Consider the following 23,789-nt stretch of genomic DNA (forward strand, 5'->3'; position numbering starts at 1 on the left):
GATGTTGTAAACCAATTATACCTGATACAAAATGAGAGCATTTACCTGTATCATAATTTTATTTATCATGAGCTTTAACGCCATCGACCAGGATGCCCTTGCGCAAACACCTGCAAAAGAAACTGCTTTAACATGGGTTAAGGGTAAAACCTGGGCCAACGGGCTTACCATAAAACTTAGCCCCGATGTGGATGTTGTAGCGTTTTATAAACAATACCACGCTAACAAGGCGCTTTGGGACAAAGCATTCGCTTACCTGAAAAATACAGACCTGGGTACCATCGCTCCCGGCAAATACCCTATTGATGGCGACGACGTGTACGCTGCAATTACCGAAGGTCCATCAAAAGAACCCGACAGCGCCCGTTGGGAAGCACACCAAAATTACATCGACCTGCAATATGTAATTAAGGGCAAAGAACAAATTGAGGTGATGCCACTTAAAAGCGCCACGGTTACTGTGCCTTACGATGTTGTTAAAGATGTAGCCAAATACTCCGGCAATGGCAAATATTACAATGCCGAACCAAGCATATTCTTTTTGTTTTTCCCTAATGATGTGCACCGCCCAAGTATTAAAGTAGATGGTGTTGACGTAGTGAAGAAACTGGTAATTAAAGTAAAAGCCGCGAAATGAGTTACAGAGGTGTAATAACCGGCGTACTGCTTGGCCTCGCCATTGGCGGATACGCCCAAAACCAAACCAAAAGCGGCTTTGCCTTTGCCGAAGATCAAACCCGGCTGATACTGAAAAATATAGACAGCGCGCAGAAGGCCGGTGATAAGAACAGTATCCCGAGGTCGTTAAAGGAAGATGGCAGCCTGAAACTTATACCGTCGCCGGATTGGTGCAGTGGATTTTTTCCCGGCGAACTTTGGTTTTTGTATGACTACACCAAAAATGACCAGTGGCTTAAAGAAGCCAAACTATATACAACTATAGTTGAAAAAGAGAAAACCAATGGCGGCACGCACGACCTGGGTTTTATGCTATATTGCAGCGTGGGTAATGCCTACAAAGCAACTAAAGATCCGCATTACAAAGAGGTAATTATTGAATCGGCCAAAACGCTCATCACCCGCTTTAACCCGAAGGTAGGCTGCATTAAATCGTGGGATGGCAGGCCCGAATGGAAGTACCCGGTCATTATTGATAATATGATGAACTTGGAATTGCTTTTTGAAGCGACCAAGCTCACCGGTGATTCTACCTATTACAAAGTGGCCGTTACGCATGCCAATACTACACTTAAAAATCATTTCAGGGCTAATAATAGCTCGTATCATGTAGTTGATTACGATACCGAAACCGGGAAGGTAGCGCACCGCCAAACGCACCAGGGTTATGCTGATGAATCGGCATGGGCACGCGGACAAGCATGGGGCTTGTATGGGTATACCATGAGCTACCGCGAAACCAAAAATCCGGCTTATTTACAACAGGCCGATAAAATCGCGGCATTCATTTTCAACAACCCATCCGTAACTAAAGACCTTATACCCTACTGGGATTACAACGCGCCCGATATTCCGAATGCCCCGCGCGATGCTTCTGCTGCAGCCATAGCAGCATCGGCATTGTATGAGTTATCAACCTACAGCAAAAACTGGAAGCAGTATCGAGCCTTAGCGGATAAAATTGTAAAGAACCTGCACGACCATTACCAGGCACAACCCGGAACAAACAAAGGCTTTATTTTACTACACAGCACCGGCCATAAACCCGCCAAAAGCGAAATAGATGTACCGATAATTTACGCGGATTATTATTATTTGGAGGCGCTGCTACGTCAGCAACGTTTGCAAAAAGGGTTGTCGCCTTTGTTGTAGGCAGTTGTAGAAAACATGGCTGTTAATGAAAAGCGGCTATATCGACTCACCCCGACATCGCTTTGCTCGTCACCCCTCTCTCCGCAAGCGGAAAGAGGGGTTTTGAAGATATTTACTTTGCAAGATTCTCCAACCCTCTTTGCGAAGCAGAGAGGGTGGTCCAGCGAAGCGTAGACCGGGTGAGTTGACTATACGATTACTTAAATATCGAGACTATACCTCCTGTTGCAATTCCGCATCCATCCAGTTTTTGCCATGCGTAAAGCGGGCTACCAACATGGCGGCTACGGTATCGCCAGTGGCATTGAGCAAAGTCGCCAACGGATCCACCAGCGTGCCGATGATCATTGCCGGAGGTAGGGCTTCGGGTGGGAAACCATAGGCGGAGATGAATAATAGTTCGCCCACATATCCGCCGTTGGGGATGCCGCCCTCAACCATACTTACCAGTACCGTCATGGCTAAGGCGATGAGTACTGCTTCGGCACTGTCAAAACTTTTACCGAACATGGCAAACACCACCGCCATCTTAACGATGGATGAGATACTTGATCCATCCTTATGCAAAGTAGCCCCTAAGGGGATGGTTACATTGGTGATAATATCCGGGATACCAATTTTTCGGGCGGCATCTAAATTGGCCGGGATGGTGGCAATACTGCTGCAAGTTCCTACCGCCGTAGCAGATGGTATAATGTTGTTTCGCCAGTATTTTCTTACACCTTTTACTCCGCCTGCAATAAAAGCGTATACGCTGAACAGCGCAACAAAATAAAAGGCGCCCACGCCATAGTAAAGCCCCATAGCGTGCGCGTAAGTACCAAACAATTGCGGACCAAATACGCCTACCTGGTAAGCAAAATAAGCACCTAAACCTATCGGTCCGAGTTTCATTATAAGGGTAAACAGGTTTTTAAACACCTCGTTACCTCCATTTAAAAAACGAGCGAACGCTGCTCCCTTTTCACCCGAACGCAGCGTAGCGAAGCCGATGAGTACCGAGAATACCATCATGGCCATCATGCTTTTGCGCGATAGCAGATCGAAAAATTCGCTGGTGGTAAAAAGTAGCACCAATTGGTCGCCGAATGGTTTTTTAACTATATTTTCGGTAAGCGGGGTTACTGCCACCTGCTGATGTACCGGGAAGATCCAAACGGCTACAATGGTTAAAAATGCCGATATCAGCACCGTACATAAAAACACCAGCGACATGGCTCCCATTATCCGGCTCAGTTTATTAGAGCCGCTCAGGTTGGCAATGGCCGATGATATAGCGAAAAACACCAAAGGAATTACCGCTGTAAACAACAGATTCAGGAAGATATCGCCGATAGGTTTTAATACTTCGGCTTGTTTGCCCAGTACGGCGCCGGCAATACTGCCTATGATAATACCCGTTATTAACCAAATTATCCCTTTGTAATTTTTAAACCAACTATTCATGTATCTGTGTATAGTAAATGCGATAAACGGTAATAATACGCATTAGTTTATTGTATCGGCGTCATTTAAAACCAATATAAGAACATTAAATTTACGGGGTTGCAAAATCTTTCAGTATTATCGCAATATCAACACAAAAGCTTTATGGCCGAACGCACTTTTAAACCCGCTAAAAACTCTGAAACCGTTATCACCGAACTGATGATTCCCTCCTACACCAACTTTGGAGGTAAGATACACGGAGGCGTGCTGCTATCTATGATGGATAAGGTGGCTTATGCCTGCGCCATGAAACATACCGGTTATTATTGCGTAACCGCTTCTATTGATGAGGTGAATTTTATTGCCCCGGTGGAGATCGGTCAGCTGGTATCAATGCTGGCTTCGGTGAATTACACGGGTAATACCTCGGTTGTGGTGGGCATCAGGGTACAATCTGAAGATGTGCGTACCAATATCATCACCCATACTAACACGAGTTATTTCACCATGGTGGCTATGGACAATAACAAAACCGTACCTGTGCCCGGCCTTATACTGGAAACCCAAACCGAATTGAGACGATACTTTGAGGCAATGCAGCGCAAGGTGCTTAAAAAATACTATCGCGATGAATTTGCCCGCATTAAAACACCCGACGATATTGCCGAATACAAGAACCTGATGGAATCGGAAAATTGCAGGATAAAATTCTGATGCTGAAACTTATCAGGCGCTGTGTAGTTTTACCAAGCGTATACAATTGCAATACCATTATATAGTACCTTTGCTCATCATTTGATATTACATGCTATCTGAACCTACATACCTGGCTGCGCGAATGGTAGCTTCTACTATTGAGAACCATTTTGCCAAGCATATTACCGCCGCAAGGGTTTTCAGCGACCTTAATTTGTCGCGGGATTTGAGCGCGCGCATTATTGAGGCAGTTATTGATGTAGCATTTTGGGCCAGCCTGCGCCGAGAAGAAGGCAAACCACCTAAAATATCAATGGCACTGCTGCACCCTTCACAATCAGAACAACCGCTTTTATTTGAGAACCGCATCAGGCTAACACCGCAAAACTTAATAAAACTTGCCCCCGCTGTTGAGCAGCCGGGCATACATTTAGGCATTTGGCACGAGGAAGATGACATTTACATCTGGGGAACTACCAACTCTATACCGGGCATTTGCTTTGTGCTGGAAGTGGTGGAACCGGGTCTGCTGGTAATAAAACATAAACGCATTGATGGCTTTGGCAAGTTTGTAAATATTGCCATTTTAAAAGGCGACGAGATAAAAATTGTTGACGAAGAAACATCCGGCGTGGGCGATTGCCCGAGCTTATTGACTTCGTTGCTTGGTTTGCCCCTGCCCTCATCTACCGAAGAAGGTGTAAACGTATTGGTTGAGCTGGCTTCATCTATGCGGAGCCATGGCCGGGGCGGTATATTACTGATAGTACCGCAGGGTTCGGCAACCTGGCGCAATTCTATTGTGCAGCCTATGAACTATCCTGTTACGCCTGCGTATACGGTGATCACTAACCTGATGCAGATGGACTTGGAAGAACGTGATACACTGGAATGGCAGGAAGCTTTACTGGATGCCATAAAGGTGATCGGTGGTTTTACCGCTGTAGATGGCGCTACCGTAATTACCGACCAGCACGAGCTAATGGCCTTTGGCGCAAAGATAGCCCGATCAGAAAACAGCGTGCCGGTAGAACAATTAATTGTTACCGAACCTGTTGTGGATGGCAAGGCTACCCGCCGCCACCCTGCTCAAAACGGGGGTACAAGGCATTTGGCCGCGGCACAGTTTGTGCACGATCAGCATGATGCATTGGCTTTGGTTGCCTCACAGGACGGGCATTTTACTGTCTTCTCCTGGTCGAACCAATTAAACTTGGTGCACGCCCATAAAATTGATATCCTGCTGTTATAAATTTATCCCCTACTGTTGTTATTATAATGGACGATCACGACCCGCTAAGCGCTTCGCTGTACGAGATGAAGCTTGAAGAAATTTACCACAAGCACGATTGGTTGAGCTACGAAATATCCCTCAAAGGTTTCATCGATCTTTTCCCGGTTTATTACAAAGAAGACACGCCGCTTAAACCCGAAATGCCCGAAGATTTTGGCTTGGGTAAAAATATATTTCTCGAAGTGCTTGTCGCTTTTAATCAAACATTCCGTTAACGGGCAATTAGCCCATTAACTCTTTCATCAGTTTGTTAAAGGCTTCTTTAAGTTCGGCAAGCTCCTGCTCTAATATAGCTACTCGGTTTTCCAGTTCGCCTGACGATCTGCGTACGGGTTCGGCAAAACTTTCCTCATCGTTCACGTCAAACGAACCGCCTAATAAGTGCATGTAACGCGCCTCCTTTTGACCGGGGCGTTTGGGCAACTGTTGCAGGTAATGCGGTTCTTCGGTAGCTAATTTATCCAGTATTTCCTGTACTTCGTCCAGCGTTTCAAACTCGTATAAACGGCCCGAATTGGTATTCAGTTCGCCGGGCGTTTGCGGTCCGCGGAGTATCAATAAACTGATAATGGCCAGTTCTGCAGGCACTACCGGGAATACAATGGCAAAGTTATGCTTGTATTTAGTAGCACGGCTTGAACCACCTGTTGCGGTAGAGATCAACCCTTTTCTTTTTAATGTATCAAGTGCTGTTATAACCACTTCATCGTCATAATCAACTACCGGCTTACGGGCAGTTTTTTGGTTACAGGCAATGGTAAGGCTATTCAAAGTAAGCGGATAATATTCGGGCGTGGTACGCGATTTTTCTATCAGTACGCCTAATACCCTAAGCTCGCTATCATTTAATACAGGTAAGGTTTGTGTTTGATCCATGGTCAAATATAACATTCCGGTTAAATGTGTAACAAAAAAGCCCGGATGAAATTTTTCAACCGGGCCAATATATGTTTGGATTTTTATGGGGCTTAATAAACCTTAACCATGAAAATATACTTTTGCAGTTTTGCAAGCTGTTGCGTGCGGCTTAAACCTGCCAGTGAGCTTTTGGTTTTATTTTTAGTGTTAAGGCTGAGCTTACGTTTCAGCGAGTCAGAAGGAATATCCTGAATAGCTTTCAACAAATAGTTTGATTTAATGGCGTAAGCAGAACTTTCGTATTGCGTTTGTTTACCGCTGATAATACCGATCAGGTTGCCTTTGCTATCCAGTAACGGACCACCGCTATTACCCGGACGTGCCGCTATAGATACCTCGTAAGCAGTAGTATCGCCGTTAAAGCCTGCTGCCGATGTTAAAAAGCCCGGTCCGAAAGCGATAGCATCACTTGGATAACCTATAGTATATACATCCTCACCTAAATCACTTTTTGATTTTTTGAAGTTGTACGGTACAGCGCCTAAATTTTTAAATTCCGAATCGTTGATCTCCAATACTGCAATATCATGTTCCGGCTCGCTGTATACCACCTTTGCATGGTACGAATCGCCGTTTACATTTTGTACATAAAGCGAATCGGCACCTTTAATTACGTGGTAATTAGTAACGATATAACCGTTTGATGTAAGCGCGAAACCGGTACCCCGAAAATTACCCGGGTTAATAACAGGTTTCGGCTTGTCCGATTTATTGATATTATTAAGTATGCGGTTATTGGTAGCGTTAATTCTTGCGGTTGAAGTTTGCAAACTACCTATCTTATCGCGCAGTTCGAGGTATTTCGAATCCTTATTGTTGAACTTACCGGTAAAGAACAAAGTGCTCAACATAGCAAAAATAGCTATAGACGCCGCTACAGAGATTTTTGAGTGATGATGGCGCCACATGCTCACAATCCACGACGGATGAACCATCAGTTCTTCCTTCAGTGTATTTACATCAATTTCATCATGAATAGCGTTCAGCCTGGTCTCCAGGTCTAAACGTTCGCCGTAATGTTTTAACAGGCCAACAAAAGCCTGGTGCTCAACAACCTGACTATCGATAACCGCGTTCTCTTTACGCAATTGCTCAAACTGCGCGCGTTCTTCAAGGCTCATTTCGCCGTTGAGGTAGCGTTCAATCTGTTCTAACATTTTAGTATCGCTCATCACTTTAATCTTGCTGAAAAAATAATTTCTTTAACCGTTGTAAACATTTATACTTCTGGGTTTTGGCATTATCGGCATTGGTATAACCAAAGCGTTCGCAAATTTCCTGCATAGACCGGTTATGGATATAAAAATCTTCCATAATGGTTTTGCAGGGCTCACCCAGCAGTTTTAAGGCATTTTCCATTTTGCTGAACTGTATATCCCTGTCGCTGTGTGCTTCCGCCTCATCTTCCTCAACCGGGGCATACTCCTGAAAATCCTTTATATCGCCTCCGTAACGGCTCATTTGCGTTAGGCGTTTAAGCCATAAGCGCCTGCTTACCGAGTATATATAGGTTTTAAGCTTACTGCTCAGCTCAAAATTACCTGCCTTAACCTTATTATAAAGAACGATAATGGCTTCCTGATAAATATCTTTAGCGTCATCAGCGCTGCCATTGTTATTTATGATCAACTGCAACACCATCGGGAAATACGCCAGATACAGCTTTTTTAAAACCGTTTCCGAATTATTAAGGATACCGAGAATCACCTCGCTATCTGTTGGTGTTGAACTGTTTAAATGTTTATTCACTACTTAATACAATTTATATTAAAATGTAACCCATACCCGCAAAAAATATTTTTATTATCGGCATTACATAATACAGGCAAACATAACGTTCAAAAACACAAGTATAGCATTAAAATATAAATCATTGATTTATAAACGATTGTAATATTTTTCTCATTATTTTCTAATTTAGTGGGTTACCTTTTTCATTTACCGGTATAAAAGGCTCACAACTAACAATTAAAAAGATATTAACATGAAAAATGCATTCAAATTCGGTTTCTTGGCTTTAGCTATCTCTGTTTCTTTAGCTGCTTGCGGTGGTAAAGGTGGTGCTGCTAATGATTCAGCTGCTGCTGATTCTCCAGCTGTTGATACTGTAGTTAAAACTGACTCTCCAGCTGTTGATACAACTGTAGTTAAAGTTGACACTACTAAAGCTGATACAACTAAAAAATAATTATCTCCCTTAGGGGAAATAATCTTTAAAAAAGGTAATCTTATTTTTTTTCAAAAAAATTGGGTTACCTTTTTTAGTTTCCGGTATTAAGGGTGAAAACTATTAAATCACTTAAAAAAAATTCAACATGAAAAATGCATTCAAATTCGGCTTTTTAGCTTTAGCTATCTCTATCTCAGTTGCAGCTTGTAAAGGTTCTGGTTCAGGTTCAACTGATTCAGCTGCTGCTGATTCTCCGGCTGCTGATACTGTTAAAGTTGATTCTCCAGCTGCTGACACTGTTAAAGCTGATTCTCCAGCTGCTGATACTGCTGCTAAAATGTAATTTTTGCGCAAGCAAAATACAAAGCATAAAAAATCCGGATCAAATATTTGATCCGGATTTTTTATTGTTACTCTTTTCTAACTTCTATTCTTATTGCACATGATCGCGCAGGGCTTTTACCTCATCGTGCGCGGCCTGTAAAATTTCCTGCTGTTTGTATAATATATCTTTTATATAAGCAGGCAGTGCTTCATCTTCAATCGCGCTTCTGTAAGCCAACTTTATGGCATCTTCGCCAAATTCGCATTCTTCTAATACGCTTTTTGTATTATGGCCGGTAAAGGTGGCTTTAACGCCCAACCATGCACGGTGTATTTTACCGCTGGCCGATGTTGTATTGTCAATATCCTTACCTAAAACCTGTACCTCGGTACCCAGTTCCAGCTTAAACTGATGGCTCTCGCCTACCAGGTTGGTAAAAAGATACTTGATATCGGCATCTTCTTCTTTCAATTCTTTTAATGCCAGTTCGTAACCGGCAATACGGTCATTGTTGATCTGGATCAGATCGTTCAATATTTCTATTGTTGCTTGCGTGTTTTCCATTGTAATAGTTTTAACAGTAAATATTTAGCGCCCTCTAAATAAAGAGAATAGCCATAAAATAATTCCTAATACTATAACTACAACGATGATGCCAACATAATATCCGGCCTTAAATATGTCCACAATAAGCGAACAACTGTTTAAAGTCATCATAGCCAGCGCCAGTAACAATACGTTTAACTTTCTCATAATTTTATAAAACGCATACTCATAACTATTTAACAAAATGCCAAGCAGTATAATTATCGGCTTTGCAGCTGTATACATATTAGCAAACATTAAAAAAGCAAGGTATTTAGGTTAATTACAACTTGGTGTTGGTACACCGATAAAAGATTTATTAAAAATACATTTTTTTCAATAAAAAGGCGCAATTATTATAATACATTTATTTATAGCTATAATTTAACTTAAAGTTTTAATGAAATGAAATTTAAGGTTAATTAGGGCAAGCGAATTTGCTTCAGGCTGCTATCGCCTATCAGCATAGTTACACAGGGCTGCTTTTCAATTTGCCGATAAGTTATGTAGTTTTAGCGGCAACTATTTTTATTATGCTACAGCCCATTCTATCTATAAAAAACGCGTTGGTACGCTCACAAAACAAAACGCTTTTTGGTAATCTTAACTTTAGTGTAAACAAAAACGAACACTGGGCACTCATAGGCAAAAGCGGATCGGGCAAGAGCGTGTTGCTGCAAACCATAGCGGGTAAGTTCAGCGTAAGCGGCGGCGAAGTTCATAATTATTTTTTCGACGATTTTATAGCGCAGCACCCGCCCAAAAAAGATGGACTGACCACCTTTCATAATTTAATATCGCTGGTAGAAGGCAAGCATCATTTCAAAAATAAATCAAACACTACCAATTTTTATTACCAGCAGCGCTATAACTCGTCTGATTCTGAAGACGCGCAAACCGTTGAAGAATACCTGCATGATATTGTATCGTTCACCGGCTTGCAGCATTGGCAATACGAAAATGTTGTTGAGTTGCTTAACCTATCCCAATTAACGGGTAAAGAACTCATCAAACTCTCCAACGGCGAAACCAAACGGGTAAGGTTGGCCTCTGCCCTGCTTAAAAACCCACTGATATTGTTGCTCGATAATCCGCTGACCGGGCTTGATGTACAAACCCGTGCTGAGTTTAATGGCATCATTGGTAAGATCATCGCTTCGGGTATTAACGTAATTATGGCTACCTCTCCACGCGAAATACCTGATGCCATAACCCACATCGCGGTGATTGATAACGGGGAAATAACCGAGGTGATGGCTAAAAACGATTTCGACCCGGTAAAATTCGCGTCGAACATTCAGGACGATATTGATGCAGCCGAATTACAGGAACTGCTTAACAATACCGAAGCCGTAGTTTATAATGATATAGTGAAGATCAATAAGGCTCACATTCGTTATGATAAAAATATCATCCTGGATGATGTTAGCTGGCACATTAAACCCGGCGAACGCTGGGCATTGCTGGGTGCTAACGGCGCAGGGAAATCAACCTTGTTAAGTTTAATTAATGGTGATAATCCGCAAGCTTATGCGAATGACATTGTATTATTTGATAAGAAGCGCGGTACCGGCGAGAGCATTTGGGATATAAAAAAACGCATAGGCTTTGTTTCGCCCGAGCTTTACCAATATTTTCCTACCGATAACAGCTGTTTACAGGTGATCGAATCGGGTTATTATGATACGTTGGGATTATTCAGGCCAAGCGATGCGAAAAGATCCGCGACCGCTTTACGCTGGATGAAAGCTTTACAAATAGATCAATATGCCCGTACCCTGCTTAAAAACATACCGGCCAGCGCGCAACGCTTATGTTTACTGGCCCGTGCGTTAATCAAAAATCCGCCCCTGCTCATTTTTGACGAACCCTGCCAGGGCCTCGATGAATTTCAGCAACTGCATTTTAAACACCTTACCGATACCATCTGCAACCTGAGCAATGTTACGCTTATTTATGTAAGCCATTACCAGCATGAAATTCCGGATAGCGTTACCAGGGTTTTAAAGCTGGATAAAGGACGGGTGGTTTAAAATGATGGTACAATTCTTCTTTTAACGTTGAGGATTACTAAGTAAAACATTACACCCCATAATGCTAATATGAGGTAAAATGATTGTGCTACAGGGCTGCTCTTTATTAATGTATATACGGCTGATAATGAACTATAGTCAGCAGGTTCACTACGTGGAGTGAACTGCAAACCGGCGCATGGCGGTATCATTCCAACTTCAGGCTTTGGGGTATTAATATGTTGTATTAAACACTTGTCGTCCTGAAAGGTGCATATTACGTTATTTTCCTTGTAACCGTAGCAAATGTTAATTACTTCAACCATATCAGCATATTGTGTTTTGCCGCCAAATGTGATTGCTATACCATTAACGGTATCCTTATTTGCTATGAGGTTAAGTATAGCCTTATTAGTATGTGAAATAACCAGCCCAATGTCTTCGTGCGATAAACCATTGCTAATTACCTTGTAATTGCTTAACAATTGTGATTCTTTAGGTAACTCATACGTTTTCACCGAAACTTTACTTCTGTATGCAACATCAGTACCGTACCTTATGTTGCCTGTCTCCTGATATTGAATATAGATCACACACAGCAACGGCAATATCAGCAGGCTTAATAAACCCGGGTAATATAATTTGGTAAATTTTCGGCGGATTAACATGGTGGTATAATTTCGATATGTATTTCTATAAATCTTACCTGCATCAATAACGCAAAAGTTTATACGGCTTAGCTATGTACTTGGATGAATGTCCCTTAATTTGCCAAATAGAGCATATTAATAATATTAGCCATGAAATTAATATGCATGCCAAAATTTCCGTGCTCAACTTCAACTCTTTTATAAATCGAACAATCACTGTTGTTAAACTTTCAGATGCTTTTACATATAAACTACCACCACATATGAAAATATAAGACAGGTTTTTTATTTTGGCAACACCTTTAAATTCCTTCATTGAACTATAATAAATGAGGCATTTGTCTTGATCAATAAGGTGAACTATTTTATCGTTCTCATACCTGTCGCAAAGATCAATAACTTTAATAACATCATCATATCGGGTATTCTTACCAAAACCAATCGCGATGCCTTTTATTGTATCCTTATTTGCTATTAAATTAGCAATTGCACTATTGGTTTTTGCAATAACTTGCTCAGTTTTACCGTGAGATAAATCATTACTTATAACCTCATATTCTCTTGATTTTAATACTTTATTTTTAGATACTGATCCGTAAGGGAGTTTTAAAGTTGTATCGTTTGCATCTGCCCAAACCACCTCATGGCCATACTTTATATTACTTATATTTTGGTAATACAAATACCCTACACACAGCAATGGCAACACCAGCAGGCTTAATAAACCCGGATAATATAATTTGGTAAATTTTTGGCGGCTTAACATGGTGGTATAAATATAGTTATCTGTTTTGATGCATTTATGTGTGTACCGCTATTGTCAATTATTTTACAGTAATTTTAAATGAGCATTAAATAGACGTATTTTTGTTATATGAATACAGCCGATCTTTTGCAACGCGCGTTGCAGTTTGATTTCTTGAGTATTGAAGAAGGTGTTTATTTATACAATAACGCCCCTACCGCACAACTGATGCATGTGGCCAACGAGCTGCGCAAAATACAGGTGCCGCACAACAAGGTTACCTGGCAAATAGACCGGAATGTTAACACTACCAACGTATGTATAGCTAACTGTAAGTTTTGTAACTTTTTCAGGCGACCAGGTCATGAGGACAGCTATATTACTGATATAGAAACTTATAAGCAAAAGATAGAAGAAACCTTCAGGTATGGCGGCGATCAGCTACTGTTACAGGGCGGTCACCACCCCGATCTTGGGCTGGCTTTTTATACCGATCTGTTCAGCAAACTGAAAGAGCTATATCCAAAATTGAAACTGCACTCTTTAGGTCCGCCGGAGATTGCGCACGTAGCCAAGTTAGAGGGCATCAGCCATTACGAGGTGCTGAAAGCAATGAAAGAAGCCGGGCTCGACTCCTTACCCGGTGCAGGAGCCGAAATACTGAACGACCGTGTACGCCGACTGATATCGAAAGGTAAATGCGGTGGTAAAGAATGGCTGGATGTAATGCGTGCCGCACACCAGTTGAACCTGCCAAGTTCGGCTACCATGATGTTTGGCCATATCGAAACCATTGAAGAACGCTTTGAGCACCTGGTTTGGATACGCGAAGTACAAGCCGAAAAACCGGAAGGACATTATGGCTTTATCGCCTTTATACCATGGCCATTTCAGGACGACGGCACCTTGCTGCGCAAAGTACGTGGCATAACCAATAATGTAACCGGCGACGAATACATCCGGATGATAGCACTGAGCCGTATTATGCTGCCCAATATTAAAAACATACAGGCATCGTGGTTAACGGTGGGTAAACAGGTAGCGCAACTATGTTTACATGCAGGCGCTAACGATTTTGGCTCTATCATGATAGAAGAAAATGTGGTATCTGCCGCAGGCGCGCCGCACAGGTTTACCGCCAAAGGTATACAGCAATCAATTATTGAAGCCGGTTTTGAGCCGCAATTACGCACCCAAAAATATGAGTGGCGCGATATTCCTGTTCAAATAGAAGAGCAGGTGATCAACTACTAAAAAACACAAAGGCCGGATGCTTACACACCCGGCCTTTTAATTTATATTCAACTTTAACTTAAGCGGGTTTAATAAATGAACCTACTAACAGGGCCTCAACTTTGGCTCTTTCCAATGGTTCATCAAACGATGCGGTAGCTGATTTTTTGCTGTTACTTGTACCTACAGCCGGTAAGCTGGTAAGTGTAACACCACCTTGTATAATATTATCTTCACCTGCGTAGTTAGCGTCAACGGCTGCAATACCGGTATCATTACCTTTAGTATCGCTGGTAATCCAAGGTTTAAGACCAAGGTTAAGCTTTTTGTTGATCAGATAACGTACAGCAGAAGCGTGTCTTGCCTCTACAGCGTGAATTGCCAATGCAGCACCTAATACTACTTCATTTTTCAATAAAAATGGAGCCTGTCCTTTGTAAGCACGTACACCAGTGTCTTCAAACGCAACCGATACTTTCAAAAAGGTATCATAGTTGGTTAACACATCGGCAAAAGCACCGCCGCCGGTTACATCAAATACGTACGATGATTTTGAAATAGCAGCGGTACCTAATACACCTTGTAAAAAGGCAACGTGGTTGTTTTCGTCTCTCGCTATTTTAGTAAAGTAGTTAGCTTTATCGTTAGCGTTGATCAGGCTACTTGCAGCCAAGCCTTTGTTATAAAATTCGGCCTCTAAAAACTCCAGCAATAAAGCAAAGTTCAATACCGAGTTAACATCAGTACCCGGGGTTTGTCCGTAAGCCTTTTTAAACAGTGTTGCAAAAGCGAAAGGCATTGCTGCAACAGCTACTTTTGAACCAAAGCTCGTTATATTTTTTATCGCGGCACGGCGCGGATTGATACGATCGTTAAATTCCGGATCGATCTTTTCTATTTCTTCTATTACATTAAATAAATTCATGGCGATGTTTGGTTAAAAGGTGAAACTTTTGGCACTAACTTTAGTTTTCAGGAAAAGATTGGCTGTTGCCAGTACTTTAGTAGGTGTGTTTGAAATATTCAAACCTGTTGTAGCACTTACCTGGTCGCTGTCAACAAAACTACCTTCAGTGATCAGGTTACTGATCAAAGCGGCGTGCCTTGCTTCCACCGATACAATTTTACCGGCAAGGGTTAAATAATCGGCATTTTCAATTTTGAAGGCGATACCATCATACGCGGTTACACCTAAATCTTCAAATGCTTTTGCAGCACCTAAAACGCTTGTTTTTTTACTGAAATCAATCTTGCTGAAATCAGGTGTTAAGCCTTTAATAGCTTTTGCACCTAACGCTGCTTTAAAAAATTCGCGGTGTAACACTTCGTGATCGCGGATGTCGGTAAATAAGGCTCTTTCGTCTGTAGTAAATTCAGATGAGAAAGAGTTTACTACCTGGATGTAAAACGCGGCCTCTAATTGTTCAAGCGCGTAAGCGTAGTTTAATATACCAATGTCGCCTGAGCCTATATCAGTAATATCTGATCCGCCATTGTTGTTGCCGCCTTCAATTACGGCGTCATTAGCATTGTCCTTTGTGCATGACTGCATGGCCAAAGCTCCCACAACTGTAGCCGCCCCTGCATAGCGCAAAAACGACCTCCGGGCGATGTTCACATTACCCATGTTTTGTTCTGTTTCTGTTTTCATAAATAAGAAGTTGATATTGTTTATAAATTATACCAATAGATACAATATTTTTGAGCCGGCAGTTTCGCAATTACAACAAACTTGTTACAACTTAAAAGAGTAGCTGAATTTGGAGTAAAAGAATATATTTAGTATACATGGCAGAGAGCATTGAATTATATGTAGAGGCACTGATATTTTCATCAGAACAAAGCCTTCGGCGCGAAGAGATCAACTATTGTTTGCAGGCCGCTTTTGAACGCGACTTTGATAACCAGGAGATAGAAACTGCCCTGGTGAATATTAAAACCAAGTACCTTGACAATAACTTTGCCATAGAACTGGTGCAACTGAATAACGGCTACCAGTTTCTCACCAAAAAACAATTTCACCCGGTGATAAGCCTGTTGCAGGCACAAAAAGCGAAAAAGAAACTAAGCCAGGCGGCTTTAGAAACCCTCGCTATTATTGCCTATAAGCAGCCAACTACTAAAACAGATATTGAACAAATACGGGGCGTAAACTGCGATTACTCCATTCAAAAGCTGCTGGAGAAGGAATTAATAAGCATTGTAGGCAAGTCGGAAACTATTGGCAAGCCTATACTTTACGGCACAAGCGCGCTTTTTATGGATTACTTTGGCATTAACAGCATACAAGAATTGCCTCATATAAAAGAACTTACTACCGGGGCATCAGCCATTGGCGATGTAACAGAATAATTTTTTAAATGTCTTTTATAAAAAAGCGTTTTTTAATTATTTTTACCAATACAATTAAGCTCATTTAAGAAGGATCAACAACACAAGATTCTTTTAATTTTATATAGCAACTAAGTATTACCATAAAATTTGCAAAATGGGAACTCCTAAAAAACCTGTAAAGAAACCGGCAGCAAAGCCTACGGCCAAAAATACGCCCGACCCTGCTGAAGAAACTAAGCCGAAGAAAAAATTTGTTGATGACGATGATGATTTTGACGAACCGTTAGACGACGCGGGTTACGAGTCGTTCAACGATTATGATGATGACGACGACGACGATTACAAATATTAATTAACCATATAAATGCAAAAAGCACCCGGCAAGAGCACACCGGATGCTTTTTGTGAGGGATACGTGTAAATGATCATTACTGAAGTTACTGATAAAATTACCCGTAATGATTTTTTAAACACAGCCCGCATCATATACCGGCAATATCCAAACTGGGTATGCCCGCTCGATAATGATATTGAGGCTGTTTTTGATCCTGAGAAGAACAGTTTTCACCAGCACGGTAATAGTACCCGCTGGATCCTTAAAAACGACACAGGCCTGCTTATAGGCCGTATAGCAGCATTTATTGATACCAACAAAGCTTACAAACACGAGCAGCCAACCGGCGGCGTGGGCTTTTTTGAGTGTATTGATAATGAAGCTGCCGCTTTCCTTTTGTTTGATACTGCTAAACAATGGCTGGCAAACCAAGGCATGCAGGCTATGGATGGCCCCATCAACTTTGGCGAAAATGATAGCTTTTGGGGATTACTTACCGAAGGCTTCACCCCGCCATCGTACGGCATGAACTATAATCCGCCGTATTATAAAAACCTGTTTGAAAAATATGGCTTTACGGCATTATACGAACAGATCACCAATCATTTCGACCTTAGGAAACCGCTACCTGACAGATTGAGCCGTATTGCCGAACGCACACTCAAAAAGCCGGGCTACAGGTTTGAATATTTAAAGAAGGCCCAGATACAACGTTTCGCTGCCGATTTTATGGAGGTGTATAACGATGCCTGGAAAGATTTTGAGAACTTCACCCCTATCAGCTTCGATACCATTTTACAAACCTTTGAGAAAATGAAGATGGTACTGGATGAGCAACTCATATGGTTTGCATACATAAATGATGAGCCTGTTGCCTTTATAGTAGTATTGCCCGATGCCAACCAGCTAATAAAACCGATGAACGGCAAAATGGACCTGGTAGGCAAGCTGAAATACTTATATCAAAAATGGAAAGGCGCTACCCGCATGCGCGCTATTGTAATGGGCACCAAACAAAAATATCAAAACCACGGTATTGAGTCGGGGATGTTTTATTTGCTTAAGAAATATATATCGACGGTGAAGCAATACGATGAGCTGGAGCTATCGTGGGTGGGCGATTTTAATAAGAAAATGCTCGCGTTAAATAAAGCGATAGGCGCTACGTTTGGCAAAAAGCACGCCACTATGCGCTACAAATTTTAATTAACCCGGTACAAGGCCGGGTTAATATTATGCGGTAACTTTCTTTACTCTAAGTTCTTCAAACAGTTCAATTACCTTCTTTTGCAAGTCGATAACCTCTGTTTCGCGTTCGGTTAACTTTTTGTGGATGGTTTCCAACTCGTTAACAAACTTTTGTTCTTCTTCTGTATTGTTGAATGTAAGCAGTTGCACTACCGACATTTCAAACAAAGTAGCTATTTGTTCAAGCCTTGACAGGTTGATATCGGTAATACCGGTTTCAATCTTAGAAAAAGCGGGAATTGAAATATCCAATTTTTTAGCGACATCTTCCTGGCTCCACCCTTTTTGGTGACGCAGCAGCCTGATCTTTTTTCCCAGTGTTTTCATTTAGTTAAAATTTAATTAAGGATGTTAGGTTTCTCAATAGTTAATAAAGTTATAATTTATTTTTATTAAAAACCAATATTTTTTAAACTACTTACAATAATTTGTTCGTTATTTCCTGCAAATCTATTCCGCCGAAATTTCCGGAGCTCATCATCAATAAGTTACAGTTTTTTAGTTTGATATTTTCTAAATATTTTAATAACAACGCGGGGGCGTTAAAGAAAATAATACTTTCGTCGGCAAAGGCTGTCTTTACAACTTCGGCTGGATATGGCTCCAGTTTCTTTTGCTCAAAGGTTTTTTTATCAATAAAAACAATGGCTTCATCGGCTTCCTGCATGGTGCCGGCATACTCCGCCAAAAAATCTTTATTCAAACTACTGAACGTGTGCAGTTCAATGCAGGCAATTAACTTTCTATCAGTAAATTGAGCCCTTACAGCCTGTATGGTAGCCTTCAACTTTGAGGGCGAATGCGCGAAATCTTTATATATCGCAGCTTCATCATTACGGCCAAGCAGCTCTAACCGGCGGGCCGCGCCTTTAAATGTAGTTATGGCCGAGTAAAAACTTTCGGTATTAATATCCAAACTTTCGCAAACCAGGCGGGCAGCTTCAATATTTAATAAATTATGCTCGCCAAATACTTGCAGCGGATATATTTTATCACCCGAAATAATATTTGTGATACCTTTATCAATAGTGTATTGCGGCAAAGCGTAAGGCAGCTTATCAGCACCGGTATTTGTTTCAGAAACGGCCTTATTTAATACTTCGTCAGTTTTACTATAAATTAATTTACCGCCCGTTTGTATGGTATCAATGAAGATCTTAAACTGATCAATGTAGTTATCAAACGTAGGGAAAACGTTAATATGATCCCAGGCGATGCCGCTTATAACGCCTATATCGGCTTTGTAGATATGAAACTTTGGTCGCCTGTCGATAGGTGAAGCAAGATATTCGTCGCCTTCTATAATGATTACTGGGGCTTCTTCGGTAAGCTTTACCATGGTATCAAAACCGGCCAGCTGCGCACCTACCAGGTAATCAAAATCTTTACCGGTTTCCTGCAAAACATGCAGTATCATAGAGGTTATGGTAGTTTTGCCATGGCTGCCGCCAATTACAACACGTTTTTTGTTTTTTGATTGCTCGTAAATATAATCGGGATACGAGTAAATTTTGATACCAAGTTCCTGGGCTTTTAATAATTCGGGATTATCAACGCGTGCATGCATGCCTAAAATAACGGCATCGAGCCCGGTGGTCACTTTCTCCGGGAACCAGCCTTCTGTTTGCGGCAGCAAACCATAACGTGCCAGCCGCGATGAGGATGGCTCAAAAATATGGTCGTCAGAGCCGGTGACTATAAACCCTTTTTTATGTAAGGCGATAGCAAGATTATGCATAGCGCTTCCGCCTATCGCTATAAAGTGAACCCTCATTTATATCAAGAAATCATGGTAATTAAGGATTGCAATATAAATAAAAAACGCACTTTTTACAGTACGTTTTTTAACAATTATTTAAAAAGCTGTGCTACTAATTTAAAAATTTTGCAGCAACCCAATCCTTATCTTTCTTATGGCCAACATATTTAAGTCCCAGTTTAACAGCAGCTTCTGTAATTATTTCAAGATCAGGACTTTCATAAAATCCGCTGAAATAAATTTCGCCGCCGGGCTTTAATACTTCCACATAGCGCTCCATTTGATCGAGGAGTATATTACGGTTAATATTGGCTAAAATAGTATCGTACTGCTCATCAGGAATCACTTCTTTAGAGCCACATATAGCCGTGATATTAGCGGTATTGTTAAGTGCCGAATTTTCTACCGTGCTATCATAACAGATAGGGTCATAATCAATTGCCGTAACAGCACTTGCGCCTAATTTTGAAGCCATTATAGCCAGTATACCGGTACCGCAGCCCATATCCAGCACATTTTTATAGGAATATTCATTCTCCAGCATCAGCTCCAGCATCATTGATGTGGTTTGGTGATGCCCCGTACCAAATGCCATTTTAGGGTCAATTACAATTTCATACGGGAACTCGGGATGTGGCTCGTGGAAAGTAGCGCGCACAAATATTTTATCCTGTATCTGTATCGGGCTAAAGTTACCTTCCCATACCTCGTTCCAGTTTTTTTGAGGGATAATGTTTATCCCGTAATGGAAACTAAACATGGCAGCATAAGGCTCCAATTGCGTGTCCATTAATTCCTGGTTAAAAACAGATTCGGGAACGTAGGCTTTAAAGCCCAGATCTGTTTCTTCAAAAGTATCAAACTCCAAAGCCGCCAGTTCGTTAATCAGCAGATCTTTTTGATATTCTTCAACGGTATCAACCGTAAATATTAATTCGCAATAATTCATTTATTTCAAATATGGATTCAGTTCCAGTGATATTATTTTCAGCAAGAAATCTATCGGCAAAACTATAAAGAATTTCGTTGGCTTCGCTAAACTAAACTTCTTTCTGAATGGTATTCTCTTCCGCCTTTTTCAATCGTGTAGCAAGTAAAAACATTACCGATAAATTCATCGCCCAGTACGTAAGCTGTATCATGGTTAATTTGCTGAAAAGACTAATGTAACTATCTAAGCCATCAATAGAATCCCAAATAGCGTAAGCGAAAGTGGCGGCGGCAAATAAACATGCCGTGAGCAGATCTGTAATACCTAGCAGCTTAGCGGTTACAGTATCAAATCCGTTAAATAATGGAACAACAATAAGCCACTGGGTAAGTAAGGCCACCACGAAAAAGAGCGGGCCGAAGTAATAAAAACAGGCCATAAAACTATGCAGATTACCTTCGCCCATATCAGCTATTTGATATGGCTGTACCAGGGAACTGCATAATACAATTGCGGTAAAAACAGCAAAAGCGATAATTACCGGCAAAAAAGTTTTCAATGTGCTGTTGATAGATCTGAGGTTTTGAGATGTTAGACTTGCGAGATGTAATTTAGTTACATAACTCTTTGGCCTAACATCTCAATACTCAAAACCTATGCTTAGTTAAATACCTTAACGATATCAGCGAAATCGCGCGATTTAAGCGACGCGCCGCCAATAAGGCCGCCATCAATATCCGGTTGCGCGAAAAGTTCGGCAGCGTTTTTGGGGTTACAGCTACCGCCGTAAAGTATAGTTGTTGCTTCGGCAGTTGCCTCGCCATATTTAGCCGCGATTTCTTTACGGATAAAAGCATGAATTTCCTGTGCCTGATCTGATGATGCAGTAACACCTGTGCCAATAGCCCAAACCGGCTCGTAAGCAATTACCAATTTAGCAAAATCAGTTTCGCTTAGGTGAAAAACACCTTCTTCCAATTGTGCTTTGATAATACCGAAATGCTCGTTAGCTTCACGCTCCTGCAAGGTTTCGCCAATACAGAAAATTGGTTTTAGTTCGTTTTTTAAAGCAGTATCAGTTTTTTGAGCCAATAACTGGTTGGTTTCGCCAAAATACTGACGACGCTCTGAGTGACCTAATATTACATACTGGGCACCAACTGACTTAATTTGTTTAGCAGAAATTTCGCCTGTGTAAGCGCCGCTTTCGGCCTGATGTGCATTTTGCGCACCTACCGATACTTTATCGTATCCTTTTGCCAATTGCACAAGGCTATGTAAGTGGATGAACGGACTGCAAACTATGGCTTCCTGAGTACCGGTAATTTCATCTTTAACGATGTTGATCACTTCAGAAAATAAGCTTAAACCTTCGTTATAGTCCAGGTTCATTTTCCAGTTTCCGGCAACAATTTTTTTTCTCATTGTATTAAGTTATTATTTGATAAATATTTAATTGTTTGGCTGCAAGCTTTTAAAAGGGCCTGTAACCTTCAGTCAGTTCAAATACTTTTTTCAGGATGTCTTTTTCCACCTCGTTGTAAACGCGGTCATCCTTGCGGGCAAATACCCTTTCGGTGGTTTCTAATGCTTTATCCAGCTGGTAGGTTTGAAAACCCTCTGCCCCGCCCCACGAAAAATCGGCCACGTAGTTAGGCGGATAGCCCGCGCCAAAAACATTAGCGCTTACGCCAACCACGGTACCAGTATTAAACATGGTATTGATGCCGCATTTAGCATGATCGGCCATAATTAAACCGCAAAATTGCAGGCCTGTTTTACGGAAACGCTGTGTTGGATAGTCCCAAAGCTTCACCTCGGCATAGTTGTTTTTAAGGTTAGAGTTATTGGAGTCGGCGCCGATATTGCACCACTCGCCCAATACCGAATTACCCAAATACCCTTCATGTCCTTTCGAGGTATACCCCCATATAACGGCATTATTAATTTCGCCGCCCACACGCGAATGAGGGCCTATAGTAGTAGCGCCATACACCTTAGTACCCATCTTAACCTGCGAATTTTCGCAAAGCGCGAAACCGCCGCGGATGTTGGTGCCTTCCCAAACTTCGGTATTGGCTGCCAGATAGATCGGTCCGTTTAAAGTGCTGAATGTACAGCATTCGGCAACCGCGCCTTCTTCGGCAAAAAACCTGTCGCCTATAATGGTATTGGTACTGCTCATTACCGCGCTGGTATGCCCGGCTGTGATCAAGTCAAAATCTTTTTGCAGCTCGATAGCGTTCAGCCTGAAGATATCCTCGGGCTTACGAATATTTATAAAAAGCTTTTCATAACTGATCACACGATCATAAACCGCATCGAACTTAAAACCGGCAGCATCAGCTGCTGAAAGTTTTACTGCCAATAGTTTATCGCCTGCTTTTAGGGCTTCGCCGGTTTGCAGCTTATCAATTGCTTCTGCAAGGTCTTTATCGGGGCAAATAGCGCCGTTAATAAATATATTTTCGACCGCGGCAACTAAAGGAAACTTAGTTTGCAGGTATGGTTGTGTATGAAAAGAAAAGTCGCTTTTTAACCAACGCCCCCATTTTTCGGCAATGGTTAAAATACCCAGGCGCAAATTGGCCACAGGGCGGGTATAGGTAAGCGGTAATAATGTTTGATGAGCAACGTCGTCAAATAGTATGATTGCCATGGCGCAAAAATAAAAAAAGTCCCGACTGCGAAGCCGGGACTTGTAAATATTTTACTAACACTCGATTACTTTTTGTTGTAACGGGTACGGAATTTATCGATACGACCAGCGGTATCAACCAATTTCATTTTACCGGTGTAAAAAGGGTGTGAAGTGTGAGAAATCTCTAATTTGATCAATGGATACTCATTACCGTCTTCCCACTTTACAGTTTCGCGGCTTTCGATGCATGATTTAGTTATGAAAGAGTAGTCGTTAGACATGTCTTTAAAAACAACTAACCTATAATTTGATGGGTGCAGATCTTTTTTCATTACGTTATACTTTCTTTTCTTATAAAAGAGGCGCAAATATAGTTTTTTATTCGGAAATAGAAAAGTGTTATTTGAAAATTTATTAACAGTGGTAAATGTGGATAAGTGAGGGGCAGTGATTTATTGCTGGCAGGTGCAGTTCTTCATTAGGAATGGCGGTACTTTAATCATTGTTAGTGGATGTTCTTTTTTCTTTTCGTGGCTGTTGCACAACTAACACAATGTTGAAAAGACATTAATAATGAAAGGCGAGGTGTTTCTTATCTTGTAATATGCAAGGGAAGAAAAGCCACCAGGAAAAGTTGTTCATCAGCTTTCAACTGT

Annotated in this window: 29 protein-coding genes; 12 read left to right on the forward strand and 17 right to left on the reverse strand. The window is 41.4% G+C overall.

Features of this window, described 5'->3' with window-relative positions:
- The first annotated feature begins 67 nt into the window (after window positions 1-67).
- Entirely contained in the window at window positions 68-637 is a 570-nt protein-coding gene (locus ABD894_RS03310; protein WP_345209558.1) for a NanQ anomerase/TabA/YiaL family protein, read from the forward strand.
- Window positions 634-1,830 carry a glycoside hydrolase family 88 protein gene (locus tag ABD894_RS03315; protein ID WP_345209559.1) on the forward strand — a complete coding sequence of 399 codons (1,197 nt, stop codon included), beginning with the start codon at window positions 634-636 and terminating at the stop codon, window positions 1,828-1,830. Before ABD894_RS03310 ends, ABD894_RS03315 begins: the two co-directional genes overlap by 4 nt.
- A gap of 213 nt (window positions 1,831-2,043) precedes the next feature.
- On the opposite strand, the gene ABD894_RS03320 is transcribed toward ABD894_RS03315, so the two are convergent.
- Window positions 2,044-3,276, reverse strand: a complete 1,233-nt coding sequence (locus ABD894_RS03320; RefSeq protein WP_345209560.1) for a dicarboxylate/amino acid:cation symporter — start codon at window positions 3,274-3,276, stop codon at window positions 2,044-2,046.
- Between the two features lie 144 nt (window positions 3,277-3,420).
- Here ABD894_RS03320 and ABD894_RS03325 point away from each other — a divergent pair, with 144 nt between their 5' ends.
- From ABD894_RS03325 to ABD894_RS03335, 3 genes are all read left to right on the forward strand, one after another.
- Window positions 3,421-3,972: an acyl-CoA thioesterase gene (locus tag ABD894_RS03325; RefSeq protein WP_345209561.1), complete on the forward strand. Its 552-nt coding sequence runs from the start codon at window positions 3,421-3,423 to the stop codon at window positions 3,970-3,972.
- Window positions 3,973-4,063: 91 nt separating this feature from the next.
- Window positions 4,064-5,206: a putative sensor domain DACNV-containing protein gene (locus ABD894_RS03330; RefSeq protein ID WP_345209562.1), complete on the forward strand. Its 1,143-nt coding sequence runs from the start codon at window positions 4,064-4,066 to the stop codon at window positions 5,204-5,206.
- A 26-nt stretch (window positions 5,207-5,232) separates the two neighbouring features.
- The gene (locus ABD894_RS03335; RefSeq protein WP_345209563.1) at window positions 5,233-5,463 is read left to right on the forward strand and encodes a hypothetical protein; all 231 of its coding nucleotides are present in this window, start codon (window positions 5,233-5,235) and stop codon (window positions 5,461-5,463) included.
- 7 nt (window positions 5,464-5,470) lie between these two features.
- On the opposite strand, the gene ABD894_RS03340 is transcribed toward ABD894_RS03335, so the two are convergent.
- The 3 genes from ABD894_RS03340 to ABD894_RS03350 all read right to left on the reverse strand — a co-directional run bounded on the left by ABD894_RS03340 (window position 5,471) and on the right by ABD894_RS03350 (window position 7,915).
- A complete protein-coding gene (locus tag ABD894_RS03340) occupies window positions 5,471-6,124 on the reverse strand; it encodes a YceH family protein (protein WP_345209564.1) in 654 nt (217 codons plus the stop codon).
- Between the two features lie 92 nt (window positions 6,125-6,216).
- A complete protein-coding gene (locus ABD894_RS03345; RefSeq protein WP_345209565.1) occupies window positions 6,217-7,338 on the reverse strand; it encodes a S1C family serine protease in 1,122 nt (373 codons plus the stop codon).
- A gap of 4 nt (window positions 7,339-7,342) precedes the next feature.
- The gene (locus ABD894_RS03350; RefSeq protein WP_345209566.1) at window positions 7,343-7,915 is read right to left on the reverse strand and encodes an RNA polymerase sigma factor; all 573 of its coding nucleotides are present in this window, start codon (window positions 7,913-7,915) and stop codon (window positions 7,343-7,345) included.
- A 235-nt stretch (window positions 7,916-8,150) separates the two neighbouring features.
- On the opposite strand from ABD894_RS03350, the gene ABD894_RS03355 reads away from it, so the two are divergent.
- The gene (locus ABD894_RS03355; protein ID WP_345209567.1) at window positions 8,151-8,354 is read left to right on the forward strand and encodes a hypothetical protein; all 204 of its coding nucleotides are present in this window, start codon (window positions 8,151-8,153) and stop codon (window positions 8,352-8,354) included.
- Between the two features lie 127 nt (window positions 8,355-8,481).
- Entirely contained in the window at window positions 8,482-8,679 is a 198-nt protein-coding gene (locus tag ABD894_RS03360) for a hypothetical protein (RefSeq protein ID WP_345209568.1), read from the forward strand.
- 90 nt (window positions 8,680-8,769) lie between these two features.
- Here the strand turns inward: ABD894_RS03360 and ABD894_RS03365 are convergent, their stop codons facing one another.
- Together ABD894_RS03365 and ABD894_RS03370 are read right to left on the reverse strand one after the other, a co-directional pair.
- Entirely contained in the window at window positions 8,770-9,225 is a 456-nt protein-coding gene (locus ABD894_RS03365) for a PA2169 family four-helix-bundle protein (RefSeq protein WP_345209569.1), read from the reverse strand.
- A 24-nt stretch (window positions 9,226-9,249) separates the two neighbouring features.
- A complete protein-coding gene (locus ABD894_RS03370) occupies window positions 9,250-9,492 on the reverse strand; it encodes a hypothetical protein (protein WP_345209570.1) in 243 nt (80 codons plus the stop codon).
- A 287-nt stretch (window positions 9,493-9,779) separates the two neighbouring features.
- On the opposite strand from ABD894_RS03370, the gene ABD894_RS03375 reads away from it, so the two are divergent.
- The gene (locus ABD894_RS03375; protein ID WP_345209571.1) at window positions 9,780-11,279 is read left to right on the forward strand and encodes an ATP-binding cassette domain-containing protein; all 1,500 of its coding nucleotides are present in this window, start codon (window positions 9,780-9,782) and stop codon (window positions 11,277-11,279) included.
- Here the strand turns inward: ABD894_RS03375 and ABD894_RS03380 are convergent.
- The gene (locus tag ABD894_RS03380; protein WP_345209572.1) at window positions 11,276-11,926 is read right to left on the reverse strand and encodes a hypothetical protein; all 651 of its coding nucleotides are present in this window, start codon (window positions 11,924-11,926) and stop codon (window positions 11,276-11,278) included. The genes ABD894_RS03375 and ABD894_RS03380 overlap by 4 nt on opposite strands.
- Window positions 11,927-11,969: 43 nt before the next feature.
- Entirely contained in the window at window positions 11,970-12,674 is a 705-nt protein-coding gene (locus ABD894_RS03385; protein ID WP_345209573.1) for a hypothetical protein, read from the reverse strand.
- Window positions 12,675-12,782: 108 nt separating this feature from the next.
- Here ABD894_RS03385 and mqnC point away from each other — a divergent pair, with 108 nt between their 5' ends.
- Entirely contained in the window at window positions 12,783-13,907 is a 1,125-nt protein-coding gene (gene mqnC, locus ABD894_RS03390; RefSeq protein WP_345209574.1) for a cyclic dehypoxanthinyl futalosine synthase, read from the forward strand.
- Window positions 13,908-13,965: 58 nt separating this feature from the next.
- On the opposite strand, the gene ABD894_RS03395 is transcribed toward mqnC, so the two are convergent.
- Together ABD894_RS03395 and ABD894_RS03400 are read right to left on the reverse strand one after the other, a co-directional pair.
- Window positions 13,966-14,811 carry a ferritin-like domain-containing protein gene (locus ABD894_RS03395; RefSeq protein WP_345209575.1) on the reverse strand — a complete coding sequence of 282 codons (846 nt, stop codon included), beginning with the start codon at window positions 14,809-14,811 and terminating at the stop codon, window positions 13,966-13,968.
- A gap of 12 nt (window positions 14,812-14,823) precedes the next feature.
- The gene (locus ABD894_RS03400; protein ID WP_345209576.1) at window positions 14,824-15,537 is read right to left on the reverse strand and encodes a ferritin-like domain-containing protein; all 714 of its coding nucleotides are present in this window, start codon (window positions 15,535-15,537) and stop codon (window positions 14,824-14,826) included.
- Window positions 15,538-15,674: 137 nt separating this feature from the next.
- On the opposite strand from ABD894_RS03400, the gene scpB reads away from it, so the two are divergent.
- From scpB to ABD894_RS03415, 3 genes are all read left to right on the forward strand, one after another.
- Complete coding sequence (gene scpB / locus ABD894_RS03405) at window positions 15,675-16,238, forward strand: SMC-Scp complex subunit ScpB (protein WP_345209577.1); 564 nt, start codon at window positions 15,675-15,677, stop codon at window positions 16,236-16,238.
- A gap of 136 nt (window positions 16,239-16,374) precedes the next feature.
- Window positions 16,375-16,572, forward strand: a complete 198-nt coding sequence (locus ABD894_RS03410; protein ID WP_345209578.1) for a hypothetical protein — start codon at window positions 16,375-16,377, stop codon at window positions 16,570-16,572.
- 69 nt (window positions 16,573-16,641) lie between these two features.
- A complete protein-coding gene (locus tag ABD894_RS03415; protein WP_345209579.1) occupies window positions 16,642-17,760 on the forward strand; it encodes a GNAT family N-acetyltransferase in 1,119 nt (372 codons plus the stop codon).
- A 27-nt stretch (window positions 17,761-17,787) separates the two neighbouring features.
- On the opposite strand, the gene ABD894_RS03420 is transcribed toward ABD894_RS03415, so the two are convergent.
- From ABD894_RS03420 to ABD894_RS03450, 7 genes are all read right to left on the reverse strand, one after another.
- Complete coding sequence (locus tag ABD894_RS03420) at window positions 17,788-18,129, reverse strand: helix-turn-helix domain-containing protein (RefSeq protein ID WP_345209580.1); 342 nt, start codon at window positions 18,127-18,129, stop codon at window positions 17,788-17,790.
- Between the two features lie 91 nt (window positions 18,130-18,220).
- A complete protein-coding gene (locus ABD894_RS03425; RefSeq protein WP_345209581.1) occupies window positions 18,221-19,576 on the reverse strand; it encodes a UDP-N-acetylmuramate--L-alanine ligase in 1,356 nt (451 codons plus the stop codon).
- Window positions 19,577-19,673: 97 nt separating this feature from the next.
- Window positions 19,674-20,510, reverse strand: coding sequence for a 50S ribosomal protein L11 methyltransferase (gene prmA / locus ABD894_RS03430; RefSeq protein WP_345209582.1), 837 nt, complete (start codon window positions 20,508-20,510; stop codon window positions 19,674-19,676).
- A 91-nt stretch (window positions 20,511-20,601) separates the two neighbouring features.
- Window positions 20,602-21,051 carry a hypothetical protein gene (locus ABD894_RS03435; RefSeq protein WP_345209583.1) on the reverse strand — a complete coding sequence of 150 codons (450 nt, stop codon included), beginning with the start codon at window positions 21,049-21,051 and terminating at the stop codon, window positions 20,602-20,604.
- 101 nt (window positions 21,052-21,152) lie between these two features.
- Window positions 21,153-21,917: a triose-phosphate isomerase gene (gene tpiA / locus ABD894_RS03440; protein ID WP_345209584.1), complete on the reverse strand. Its 765-nt coding sequence runs from the start codon at window positions 21,915-21,917 to the stop codon at window positions 21,153-21,155.
- Between the two features lie 49 nt (window positions 21,918-21,966).
- Window positions 21,967-23,151 (reverse strand): putative sugar nucleotidyl transferase, encoded by a 1,185-nt coding sequence (locus ABD894_RS03445; RefSeq protein WP_345209585.1) that lies wholly within the window; start codon window positions 23,149-23,151, stop codon window positions 21,967-21,969.
- A gap of 65 nt (window positions 23,152-23,216) precedes the next feature.
- The gene (locus ABD894_RS03450; RefSeq protein ID WP_345209586.1) at window positions 23,217-23,465 is read right to left on the reverse strand and encodes a type B 50S ribosomal protein L31; all 249 of its coding nucleotides are present in this window, start codon (window positions 23,463-23,465) and stop codon (window positions 23,217-23,219) included.
- Between the last annotated feature and the right edge of the window lie 324 nt (window positions 23,466-23,789).

The organism is Mucilaginibacter gynuensis, from assembly GCF_039541195.1.
GTDB lineage: Bacteria > Bacteroidota > Bacteroidia > Sphingobacteriales > Sphingobacteriaceae > Mucilaginibacter > Mucilaginibacter gynuensis.